This window comes from Bacteroides sp., assembly GCF_030151085.1.
Classification (GTDB): Bacteria; Bacteroidota; Bacteroidia; order Bacteroidales; family Bacteroidaceae; genus Bacteroides.
Genome location: NZ_JASLER010000093.1, coordinates 1 through 12,165, shown reverse-complemented (window position 1 = coordinate 12,165; position 12,165 = coordinate 1). Strand labels below are relative to the sequence as shown.

Sequence of the window (12,165 nt, the reverse complement as noted above, 5' to 3'; positions counted from 1 at the left end):
TGCACATTCCCAGTATACTATTAATCACTAATCGTTTATCGTTAATCATTAATCACTATAATGTTATGGCAAAAGACAAACTTGTAACTCCCGGTTATTGCCTGATTCTGGCTGCCAACTTCCTTTTGTACTTTGCCTTTTATCTGATACTACCTATTCTGCCATTCTACTTAACGGAGGTATTCAATACCGGAAATGCAGCAGTAGGTGTTATCTTGTCATGCTACACTGTTGCCTCTCTTTGTATCCGTCCTTTTTCCGGTTATCTGCTTGATACTTTATCACGCAAACCACTATACCTGGTGGCATATTTTATATTCATTACTATTTTTGCCGGATATATGCTGGCAGGTATTTTGTCTATCTTCATTATGTTGAGGGTAGTTCACGGACTTGCCTTCGGAATGGTAACAGTAGCCGGAAATACGATAGTAATCGATATCACCCCTTCCTCTCGACGCGGTGAAGCTGTAGGCTACTATGGCTTGATGAACAATACCGCCATGAGCTTCGGTCCGATGATCGGACTTTTTATGCACGATGCTTATTCTTTTGAAACGATCTTTGCTTGCTCACTTATATCAGGAACTATCGGATTTGTTGCCGCATGTTTGGTTAAGACACCTCCAAAGCAACCCGTCAAACGTGAACCTATATCATTGGACCGCTTTGTATTATTGAAAGGAATTCCTGCCGGAATTGCCCTACTCCTACTCTCTATACCATACGGTATGACGAGCACCTATATAGCCATGTATGCTAAAGAAATCGGAATTTCTCTGAACTCCGGGCTTTTCTTTACTTTTATGGCTGTCGGCATGGCTGTTTCACGCATATTCTCTGGTAAACAAGTAGATAAGGGACGTATTACCCAAGTTATTACTTTAGGGCTATATCTTGTTTGTTCCTGCTTCTTTATTCTGTCTGCTTGCGGCATTTTGATGAAAATAACTCCGGAACTGACAAATATATTATTCTTTATGGTAGCCCTCCTGTTGGGAGTAGGCTTCGGAACAATGTTCCCGGCATTCAATACGCTATTTGTCAATCTGGCTCCCAATAGCCAACGCGGTACAGCTACTTCCACCTATCTTACTTCATGGGATGTAGGCATTGGTATCGGACTGACTGCCGGTGGATATATCGCTCAAATCACCTCATTTGATATGGCCTACTTTTTTGGTGCATGCCTTACAGTAATTTCTGTTTTTTATTTCAATTTGAAAGTTTCACCGCATTATCATAAAAACAAATTAAGATGAGAAAGAAAGAACGTTATGAGAAAATAATTGCCTGGTTCAGGAAAAACCGTCCGATAGCCGAGACCGAGTTACATTATAATGATCCGTTCGAGCTACTGATAGCAGTTATTCTCTCTGCACAATGTACAGACAAACGGGTAAACATGATTACCCCCGGACTCTATCAAGCCTTCCCTACCCCGGAAGCACTTGCTGCTACCACTCCCGAAGTAGTATACGAATACATCCGTAGCGTCTCTTATCCTAACAACAAAGCCAAGCACTTGGTCGGTATGGCAAAAATGCTGGTGAAAGACTTTAACAGCAAAGTACCCGGCACTCTGGAAGAACTCATCAAACTCCCCGGTGTAGGACGCAAAACAGCTAATGTTATTCAGTCTGTTGTTTTTAATAAAGCTGCAATGGCTGTAGATACACATGTATTCCGTGTAAGCCACCGTTTAGGCTTAGTGTCCGACAAATGTACCACGCCGTTCAGTGTAGAAAAAGAACTGGTAAAACACATACCCGAAGCCGACATTCCTATTGCCCATCATTGGCTTATTCTACATGGCCGTTATGTGTGCCAGGCACGTACACCACAATGTGACAACTGCGGTTTACAATTGCTGTGCAAATATTACTGCCAGAAATATAAAGTAACCCAAGAGAGCAGTAAAGACGAAGAATAAATTACGAATTCATAGCGAAAAAGAGAAATAAATAGTAACTTTGCGCTCACAAAAAAGAATTAGTAACACTTTTAAATAAATAGAGTATTATGACAATTGATCAATTTAACTTTGCCGGAAAAAAGGCATTCGTTCGTGTGGACTTCAATGTACCCTTGGACGAAAACTTCAACATTACAGATGATACCCGCATGCGTGCTGCTCTTCCTACTTTGAAGAAGATTTTGGCTGACGGCGGTAGTATAATTATCGGTTCTCACCTCGGTCGTCCGAAAGGTCCGGCTGATAAGTTTTCTTTGAAGCACATCCTGAAACATTTATCTGACCTGCTGGGCGTTGAAGTACAGTTTGCTAACGACTGTATGGGCGAAGAAGCTGCAGTGAAAGCTGCTGCTCTGCAACCAGGTGAAGTATTGTTGCTCGAAAACCTTCGTTTCTATGCAGAAGAAGAAGGCAAGCCTCGTGGCTTAGCTGAAGATGCTACAGACGAAGAAAAAGCTGCCGCTAAGAAAGCCGTTAAAGAAAGCCAGAAAGAATTCACCAAGAAATTGGCTTCTTATGCTGACTGCTATGTAAACGACGCATTCGGTACAGCTCACCGTGCACACGCTTCTACAGCTTTGATCGCTAAATATTTCGACAAAGACAGCAAAATGTTCGGTTACCTGATGGAAAAAGAAGTGAAGGCTGTTGATAAAGTATTGAATGACATCAAACGTCCGTTCACTGCTATCATGGGTGGTTCTAAGGTTTCTTCTAAAATTGAAATCATCGAAAACTTGCTTGACAAGGTTGATAACCTGATCATCGCCGGTGGTATGACTTATACTTTCACTAAGGCTATGGGTGGCAAGATCGGTATCTCTATCTGTGAAGATGACAAACTGGATCTGGCTCTTGACTTGATTAAAAAAGCAAAAGAAAAAGGTGTAAACCTTGTATTAGCTGTTGATGCTAAAATCGCTGACGCTTTCTCTAACGATGCTAACACTAAGTTCTGTGCAGTAGACGAAATTCCTGATGGTTGGGAAGGTCTGGATATCGGTCCTAAGACTGAAGAAATCTTCGCTGACGTTATCAAGAACTCAAAGACTATTCTTTGGAACGGTCCTACAGGTGTATTCGAATTCGAAAACTTCACTCACGGCTCACGTGCTGTAGGCGAAGCTATCGTTGAAGCTACTAAGAACGGTGCTTTCTCACTCGTAGGTGGTGGTGACTCTGTTGCTTGTGTTAACAAGTTCGGTTTGGCAGACGGCGTATCATACGTGTCAACCGGTGGTGGTGCATTGCTCGAAGCAATTGAAGGAAAAGTTCTTCCGGGTATTGCTGCAATCAACGAATAAGTAACAGGCTTTATGCCTATTTCATAAGGCGCGGATTACGCGGACTTCACGGATGGAATACCGTGTAGCCCGTGCAATCCGCGCCTATTTTAATAATCTATATCTATTCTTATGAGACGAATTCTTTTATTCATCGCTCTACTATTTACAACTCATTATCTCACAGCGCAAGAAGGAACTTCACTGAACAAAGTAGTAAATACCCTGAAAGACCGTATCAGCCTTGCCGGTTATGCGCAGACTGGTTATACATACGACGACCTCAACGGAGGCAGTAATACATTCGATATCAAACGCATCATCTTCATGGCCGAAGGTAAAATTACCGATAAATGGTCATGTTACTTCATGTATAACTTTGCAGGTGGTGGCGATCTGCTGGAAGTTTATACGGAATATAAATTTCTTCCCCAACTCACTGCCCGTGTAGGACAATTCAAAACAATGTTCAGTATCGAGAACCCGATGTCCCCTACTACAGTGGAACTGATTAACTGCTACTCTCAAGCAGTAAGTTATCTTGCAGGATTCAACAATCCGCTTTACGAATCATGTGGCGGTCGTGATATGGGTTTATTGATCTATGGTGATCTTTTCAAGAAACTGGTACGCTACAATTTTGCCGTCATGAACGGACAAGGCATCAATGTAAAAGATAGAAACAATCAGAAAGACATTGTAGGTAGTGTAATGGTAAATCCGTTGAACTGGCTCTCTGTAGGAGGATCGTTCATTAAAGGTAAAGGAAATGCCGTGAAAATTTCAGATGTAAACCCGGATATCAAAATAGGCGAAAACTATACCCGTAACCGTTGGGCACTGGGCGCTGTCGTTACTACCAAACCGATAGAATTGCGTACAGAATACCTTGCCGGAAAAGATGGAACAATCAAGAGCGATGGTTATTACTTGACCGCTTGCGCTCATGTGTTGCCAAAGTTTGATGTAATCGCTTCATACGACTATCTGAACAAAGACAAGCGTACATCCGAATTCAAGCAAACCAATTACGTTGCCGGTGTGCAATACTGGTTCTATCCCAAATGTCGCGTGCAGGCTCAATACACATACTGCAATCGCCACAAAGGAGAAAATTCGAACTTACTGCAAGCGCAATTGCAAGTAAGATTCTAACCTAAATCTATCATACCATGAACTACACCAATATCTTACAAGAAATCTATCAGGAGATACAGCCATACGCAACGATGGGTGCTCCGGCATCTTATATCCCCGAATTGCAAAGAGTCACCCCCGACCGTTACGGCATTTGCCTGTACACTATTGACCGAAAGGAATATGCAATGGGAGATTGTGACGAGCGTTTCTCCATACAGAGTATCTCTAAAGTACTCTCGCTTGCCATGGGCTTCAGCCGCATGGGCGACCGGCTTTGGAAACGTATTGGTGTTGAACCTTCCGGCAATGCTTTTAATTCCATCATTCAATTGGAAATGGAAAAGGGGATTCCACGCAATCCCCTGATAAATGCCGGAGCTTTGGTCATGACAGATATTTTATTATCTATCCTCTCCGATCCCGAGGAGGAATATCTTGCTTTTGTACGCCAACTTTGCGGTTGCAAAGAGATAGAATACAATGACAGCATGGCTACTTCCGAGCGTGAAACAGGTTTTCTGAATGCAGCCATTGTCAATATGTTAAAGTATTATGGGAATATTGAAAATGATGTGGAACGTGTGCTCAGCTTCTATTTCCGACAATGCTCGGTAGAGATGAACTGCCGGGAACTCTCCCGCACCTTTCTACCTTTTGCCGATCATACACATCCATTCAGTTTCGGAGATACTTCACTCACAACTTCACAGGTCAAGCGTATCAACGCTATCATGCAGACTTGCGGGTTTTATGATGAAGCGGGAGAATTTTCCTATCTGGTTGGATTACCCGGTAAGAGTGGTGTCGGAGGAGGTATAGCCGCTATCTGCCCACGCAAATATTCAGTAGCCGTATGGAGCCCGCGACTTAACGCCAAGGGAAACTCTGTGATGGGAATGAAAGCATTGGAGTTACTGACTACTAAAACTGCCATCAGTATTTTCTAGAGTAGCCGAACTTTTTGGCATCCTTTTTGTACTTTTATAAAGTATGTCCCTTAAAGATACAATTTTATGAATGAGCAAACTATACAAGAACAATATCAGCATATCATCACCCTGCTGCAACAAAAACGGTTAAAAGAAGCACAATCTCAACTAGATGCCTTTTTGTGGAATAGTGGCAACTGGAATCTTCGTAACCGTTTGGAACAAGTGCAAACTTCCTATCAGTATATGTTGCAGTATATGAGGCAAGGTACCAAAGATCCCGGACAGCAGAAGCTTTACCGCCAACTGTTTGCAGATACTTGGGAGATTGCGGATCAAACACGTCTCAGTTTGCTGGACGGAACCTCATTACACTATTACCATTCCTTACGTAATAATCGGGAACGCCTCCCAAAGGAATATGATATTGCTACTTTACAAAAAGTATTAGAATCTTTTCCGGATGATATGGCAGTTTGCCAATTGATGCCTAATAATCAAGGATTGGATGCCGTACTGAAACGACATGAAGAAACTGCTCAGGTTCTGTTTCTTTCTACTTGGAGTGATAGTAACTGGTCGGTAGAGAACGAACAACAAGCCAAAGGATTATTAGAATCGGAATTGCTGCCCGTCAATGACTTATGTCTATTTACCAGTGCTGTCATGTTAAGCCTGATGGAATGTTTTGACGCTCGTAAATTCTCATGGCTACTCGATGCAGTGACACATGCTGATATCCGTGTAAACCAACGGGCTTTGGTAGGAATAGCTATAGTACTACATGTTCATCCTACTCGTTTATCACTTTATCCGGAATTGATGGCGCGCTTTTCATTATTTAATGAAGATATCAGTTTTGGCAAGAAACTGAACCGGATTTATATCCAGTTGCTCCGCAGTCAGGAAACAGAGAAGATAGACAAAAAGATGCGCGAAGAAATCATCCCCGAAATGATGAAGAACGTGAATATCATGCGCAATATGAAATTCGGTTTTGAAGATAACGCAGCGGATGAGAACGATCGTAACCCCGATTGGGAACAAGCTTTCGAGCAATCGGGCATAGGCGACAAATTACGTGAGATGAACGAATTGCAATTAGAAGGCGCCGATGTATATATGAGTACATTTGCACAACTCAAAAGTTATCCGTTCTTCAAAGAACCTCATAACTGGTTCTATCCTTTTGATATGCAGCACTCCAGTGTCATTAAAGAATTTGGATTCATACCATCGGGAGATAATGCCATACTTTCTTTAATATTGGAATCAGGATTCTTTTGCAACAGCGATAAGTACTCCCTTTGCTTCACCATGGCACACATTCCACAGGCTCAACGCAACATGATGCTTAATCAAATGACCTCGCAAGATTTAAATGAATTGATGAATGAAAATAAATCTTCCAGTTTGAAACAGTATGCCGAGCGCCCGGAAGTTATCAGCAACCAATATTTGCATGATCTATACCGTTTCTTTAAACTGAGCCAGCGCAGACATGAGTTCCGCGATATCTTCAAGGAAAATTTTGTCTTGCATCGCATCCCGGCATTGAAAGACATCCTGTGCAAACCAGATTTACTGGCTACTGTTGCCGACTTCCATTTCCGTAAGGAACACCCGGCAGAAGCACTGGAAATCTATCAAGAACTGATAGCCTTGAATCATGCTGATGCGGATATCTTTCAAAAAGCAGGATATTGCCTGCAAAAGGAAAAGCGCTATCAAGAAGCTATTGATGCTTACCTAAAAGCTGATGTATTGAAACCCGACCATGTATGGACGATTCGTCATCTTGCTACTTGCTATCGGCAAATCAGAAATTTTACTTCAGCATTGGAGTATTATAAAAAGGCAGAAATCATTCAACCTGAAAGTCACAATATTATTTTCTATATCGGAAGTTGTCTTGCCGAACAAGAAAAATACGAAGAAGCCTTGCAATATTTCTTCAAACTGGATTTCATTGAAAATAATAGTATAAAAGCATGGCGTGCCATAGGCTGGTGTTCTTTTGTCAGTGCCAAATACGAGCAAGCCATGAAGTATTATGAAAAGATACTCGACTTTAAACCTATTGCTAGTGATTATCTGAATGCAGGTCATGTGGCTTGGAGATTGGGCAATATTGAAAATGCTATAGGGTTTTATGGAAAAGCTGCTTTAGAAAGCAATAGTCGGGAAGCGTTTTGGGAGATGTTCAATAAAGACAAAGATACCCTTGTTAAACTTGGTATTGACGAGAAAAATATTCCTTTGATGATAGATTTGATATAAAATAAAAACGAGCCTTAATACATGACTATTGAGGCTCGCTTTTTTATTCTTTCATTCAGTATAATTGCTGATATAGTCTAGTCCTTTTGCATATCCATGCTTATAGACCTCTTCCAATCCATAACCAGAAATAGTGTAAAAATCAACTCCTATCTCCTTCAGTTCACAATCCGGCTTTATAAACTCGATTGTTGAGTCATTAATTTTATTAGGGATCGTTTCCTCTGAAAACAAATCAAATGTAACGTTCTCTTTTTCGGTACTGATACAAATAATCTTTTTATAACCCAGTTCCAAAAGAGGACGAACCGGACATAAAGAAGTATAACTACCATCTACATAAGCCTTATTATTAATATATGCAGGAATATTCCAAGCATGAAGCATACGTGTAGTTGCATAAGCTACATCTTTAAAATTCTCTTTAGTTAGCAATTTCTTTTTATCTTCGGAATGAGTATCAAAAACTTCCGATTCCAAATTCTGATCTTTCCACTCTGATCTATGCCTTAAAGCATTTATGAGTAGCATTTGTCCCAATCTCTTAGCACCGGCGGATTGGGTGATCAGAGCTGCCTCTTCTGTTTTTACATAACTTGTTGCAACCAAAAATCGAGCAGCATTCACCTCCCATAAGTTGTCCACTATATCCTGAGACAATTTTTGTATAGACTCTAGCATTGCCTCACTCTGATTACCTTCTTTTTGACTAATCTCATATCCGTCGCTCCAAAGTGTAAGATCTAACGCAGAGATTTTATTGAATGCAGCAAATGCCGCAATAAGCACTGAAGATGAACAAGCTGCGTATGCTTTTGCCCTTATACCACTATCTTCAAATGCTTTTAAGACACCATGAGTAAAGACGTTTTTATATCCGCCGGACATACAGCATATTGCATTATCATTCATACTTACCATAGTTTCTATACTTTTAGAAGTTCTCTGTAAAGCCGTTGCACCGGAAGTCCCATAATGTTATAATAACTTCCGGATATATTCTCTACGCCGATAAAGCCAATCCATTCCTGTACGCCGTATGCACCGGCTTTATCCATCGGCTGATATTTATCCACATAATAAATAATTTCTTCTTCACTCAATTTGGAAAAGCGTACCTCCGTTTGAGTTGTAAAACTACGTTGCCATTCTGTCGTAGTGATACAAACTCCGGTAAAGACTTCATGTGTACGACCTGACATATCACGTAACATTTGCAAAGCATCTTCCCTATCTTTTGGCTTACCAAGTACCTTCCCATCCAACCAAACAATTGTATCGGCAGTAATCATCAACTCATCCGATTGAATCATTGCTTGGTAGGCATCCGCTTTCTCTTTAGCTATAAAAAGTGGAATATCCGCTCCCTGCAATGTTTCAGGATAAGATTCATCAACATCAGGCAAAGTCCTGACCTCATATTCCACTCCCAAGCCAGCCAATAATTCTTTTCTACGTGGTGAATTAGAAGCAAGTATTACTTTATATTTTTTCAGATTATCTAATATCATACATTTTCCTCCTACCATCCAAAGGCTTTCTCATCGGACATCCAAAGTCCTTTTACCTTCAGCACCTGTTCTACAATATCGCGACCACAGCCATAACCACCTTCGGCATAAGAAATATAACGGGAAATTTCTTTCACTTCGGAAGCGGCATCTTTCGGACAACATGGCAGTCCGCAAATACGCATCACTTCCAAATCAGGAATATCATCACCTACATACAATATTTCCTCATCCTTCAATCCATGACGGTCGCAAAAATCCCGGTAATCATGTATCTTCACAGAGGAGCCCAGATAAATATCTTCGGCAGGAATTCCAAGAGAAACAAAACGTTTACGAACGGCTTCGGTCTTCCCACCTGTAATGATCCCAAGTAAAAGACCTTGTTTAGCAGCTAAATGAATGGAATACCCATCCTTTATATTAACTGTACGCAGAGGTTCACCTTCTGTACTCATAGGAATAACATTTGCACTCAGCACTCCATCCACATCAAAGAGAAGGGCTTTTATCTTCTTCAAGTCGTAATTGATTGTACTCACAACGGTTCTTTTTTATTTATCTATAAGTTCTATACAAGCGGCATAAGGATACCGCCCTTATTTCAAAGCTTGAAACTTAGTGTTTGCTTTAAAGTGTGTAAAAGTAACGAAAAGCAATTAGAAAAAGAATAGTTATGAAATACTTTTTCTAACTTCCCGTGGTGACATGCCAAAATGAATCTTCACATATTTTCCAAAAAATGAAATATTCGGGAAGTTCAATTCGTTTGAAATCTCTTTGATAGATTTATCAGAATGCTTGAAGAGATATCTGATTCTCTCTGTTGTATAATCGTGTATCCACTTGAGCGCAGTCTTTTTGCTGGATATCTTGCAAGCATACGATAAATATTTAGGAGTAACACAAAGCTTTTCCGCATAGAAAGTAACAGATCGCTCTTTCGCACCATATTCATCCAACAGTTTTATAAACTTTCTAAGTAAAAGTTCCCCTTGCTTGGACTGGTCTACTTCGTTAGCAGAAACGAAATTGTCCAAGTCTACACATATTTCAAGCATAGCAGCCTGTAAGAGTGAATATATAACTTCGCTATGATACAATCTGGGAGGCTGGTTGATTTTCAACTTTATCAATTCATAATAGTGATTGAATATAATTTGATCCTCCTCATCAATATGAATGATGGGATTCTTGCTGATATAGAATGCCTTATCCCAGATATCAATTCCATTATGAAGAAAACGTTGCACAACCCTTTCGGATAAACCTATCATTTTTCCTTCGAAATCGGGACTAATCATATAATTATTGAGCAAAATATGTGGATGGCAGAATAGCATATCACTCTCATGAATAACATAAGTATTACTGTTAACATCCAGTTGTAATTTTCCTTTCATACACATAATAATGATCGTCATCTTTAGCTTGATAGTATCATTGTTATAACAAGGTAGTTCTCTTATATCATCAGCTATGGCAATATCTCCATCCACATAATCTACCATTTCTTCATCCTTTATATTATCCATAGATATTTCCCGGATAGGATGTCTTTCTGCTGTTTCCATTATTCCATTTCGATTTTGAATGATGCAAAGATGATCATTTATTCAGTAAACGAAGTACTCTATATTGCACAAATAGTGTTCCATTCATCTCATTTGAGCACATACCGAGAAAAATAGAACACTTATAACATTTTTAGGAACACCATTACTGTTCAAAAAAGCCACAACTTCGCAATCAAAAAAGAAAATTAATAATTTATTTTTGAGATCTAAAATGAAACAGAAAAACTATTTTGGAGTATTATTACTGGGTATTTTGCTGATAGGATGCAAACAAACTAAAGAGAAAACAAGTGTAGCGCCTGTAAAAGTTGAAACGCTCACCATAAAGGAAACTGTCCTAAATGGCATACAAGGATTTTCGGGAACTGTAGAAGAAACTACGGGAACCACTTTAAGCTTTCCCATAGGAGGAACAGTCGGAAGCATTCAAGTAACTGTCGGCCAGCAGATAAGTAAAGGAGCATTGATTGCAACAGTAGAAGAAACGACTCTTCTGAATACTCATAATGCCACCGCTGCCATGTTGATGCAAGCAGAAGATGCCTGCAAAAGGCTGAAACAGTTGTATGACAATAGTAGTTTACCCGAAATACAATGGGTCGAAGCACAGAGTAAACTAAAACAAGCCGCAGCCGCCGAACAAATAGCCCGAAAAAGTCTGGATGATTGTAGGATGTATGCCCCTTTTAGCGGAGTTATATCAGAAAAAAATGTAGAGACAGGACAAAATATACTGCCGGGAATGCCCATAGTCCGACTAGTTACCATCAACCAGGTAAAAATAAAGGTGGCAGTTCCTGAAAACGAAATTGCCAAAATAGCCATCGGTCAAGTCGTACAGATAAAAGTTCCGGCATTGGGCAACAAAATATTCGAGGGACGTATGGTCGAAAAAGGGATAGCTGCCAACCCATTATCCAGATCGTATGAGGTAAAAGCATTGATAAATAATCCGGAACAGGAATTAATGCCGGGAATGATTTGCCATGTGCATATTGAAAAGCCGGAAGGAGAAAGAACAGCTATTGTTTTACCGGTCCAGGTAGTGCAGTTGGATGAGAACAACCACTCCTTTGTATGGGTAAATGCTGACGGAAAAGCAGAAAAAAGAACAATCGAAACTGGAATACTGATTCATGGAGGCGTACCTGCCCGATCACCTCATCCAGCGTCCGCGGCCGCATCCGCACGGCGAGCGGCGCGGCCTTGGCCGCGGCCTGCTCCCCCGCGTCATCGAACAAACTGTCCACGCCCGCGAGCCTACTAGCGCCCGGGACCCTGACTGGACGGGCGTTTTGCGGGCTGCTGCGGGGTGGCCGGGTAACAGCCCGGTCCGACATTCCGGGTGGCCTATTCACAGGGCGGTGTCGCGGGCCATCTTTGTCCACAGGTGCCCGATCCGGCTTTGTCCGGCCAACTGTCGGGACGGACGCTGAAGGCATGTCTGCTGAACTGCCGCCTGCGTTCCTG

General features: G+C 41.1%; 11 protein-coding genes. 7 read left to right on the top strand and 4 right to left on the bottom strand.

Annotated features, from left to right (window positions below; genetic code table 11):
- Window positions 1-65: 65 nt before the first annotated feature.
- The 6 genes from Q1W14_RS19740 (at window position 66) to Q1W14_RS19715 (ending at window position 7,607) form a co-directional block, all read left to right on the top strand.
- Window positions 66-1,262, top strand: a complete 1,197-nt coding sequence (locus tag Q1W14_RS19740; RefSeq protein WP_300704394.1) for an MFS transporter — start codon at window positions 66-68, stop codon at window positions 1,260-1,262.
- Window positions 1,259-1,933 carry an endonuclease III gene (gene nth, locus Q1W14_RS19735; RefSeq protein ID WP_300704393.1) on the top strand — a complete coding sequence of 225 codons (675 nt, stop codon included), beginning with the start codon at window positions 1,259-1,261 and terminating at the stop codon, window positions 1,931-1,933. Before Q1W14_RS19740 ends, nth begins: the two co-directional genes overlap by 4 nt.
- An 86-nt stretch (window positions 1,934-2,019) precedes the next feature.
- Entirely contained in the window at window positions 2,020-3,279 is a 1,260-nt protein-coding gene (locus tag Q1W14_RS19730) for a phosphoglycerate kinase (protein ID WP_300704488.1), read from the top strand.
- Window positions 3,280-3,390: 111 nt separating this feature from the next.
- Window positions 3,391-4,413, top strand: a complete 1,023-nt coding sequence (locus Q1W14_RS19725; RefSeq protein ID WP_300704392.1) for a porin — start codon at window positions 3,391-3,393, stop codon at window positions 4,411-4,413.
- 17 nt (window positions 4,414-4,430) lie between these two features.
- Window positions 4,431-5,345, top strand: coding sequence for a glutaminase (locus Q1W14_RS19720; protein WP_300704391.1), 915 nt, complete (start codon window positions 4,431-4,433; stop codon window positions 5,343-5,345).
- A gap of 66 nt (window positions 5,346-5,411) precedes the next feature.
- On the top strand, window positions 5,412-7,607 hold the full coding sequence (locus Q1W14_RS19715; protein ID WP_300704390.1) for a tetratricopeptide repeat protein: 2,196 nt from the start codon (window positions 5,412-5,414) through the stop codon (window positions 7,605-7,607).
- Window positions 7,608-7,658: 51 nt separating this feature from the next.
- On the opposite strand, the gene Q1W14_RS19710 is transcribed toward Q1W14_RS19715, so the two are convergent.
- The 4 genes from Q1W14_RS19710 to Q1W14_RS19695 all read right to left on the bottom strand — a co-directional run bounded on the left by Q1W14_RS19710 (window position 7,659) and on the right by Q1W14_RS19695 (window position 10,692).
- Window positions 7,659-8,528, bottom strand: a complete 870-nt coding sequence (locus tag Q1W14_RS19710; RefSeq protein WP_300704389.1) for a hypothetical protein — start codon at window positions 8,526-8,528, stop codon at window positions 7,659-7,661.
- A gap of 5 nt (window positions 8,529-8,533) precedes the next feature.
- The gene (locus tag Q1W14_RS19705) at window positions 8,534-9,115 is read right to left on the bottom strand and encodes a Maf-like protein (RefSeq protein WP_300704487.1); all 582 of its coding nucleotides are present in this window, start codon (window positions 9,113-9,115) and stop codon (window positions 8,534-8,536) included.
- A gap of 14 nt (window positions 9,116-9,129) precedes the next feature.
- A complete protein-coding gene (locus Q1W14_RS19700) occupies window positions 9,130-9,660 on the bottom strand; it encodes an HAD family hydrolase (RefSeq protein ID WP_300704388.1) in 531 nt (176 codons plus the stop codon).
- A 132-nt stretch (window positions 9,661-9,792) separates the two neighbouring features.
- Window positions 9,793-10,692: an AraC family transcriptional regulator gene (locus tag Q1W14_RS19695; protein ID WP_300704387.1), complete on the bottom strand. Its 900-nt coding sequence runs from the start codon at window positions 10,690-10,692 to the stop codon at window positions 9,793-9,795.
- 214 nt (window positions 10,693-10,906) lie between these two features.
- Here Q1W14_RS19695 and Q1W14_RS19690 point away from each other — a divergent pair, with 214 nt between their 5' ends.
- Window positions 10,907-11,962 (top strand): efflux RND transporter periplasmic adaptor subunit, encoded by a 1,056-nt coding sequence (locus Q1W14_RS19690; RefSeq protein ID WP_300704386.1) that lies wholly within the window; start codon window positions 10,907-10,909, stop codon window positions 11,960-11,962.
- Window positions 11,963-12,165 lie beyond the last annotated feature (203 nt).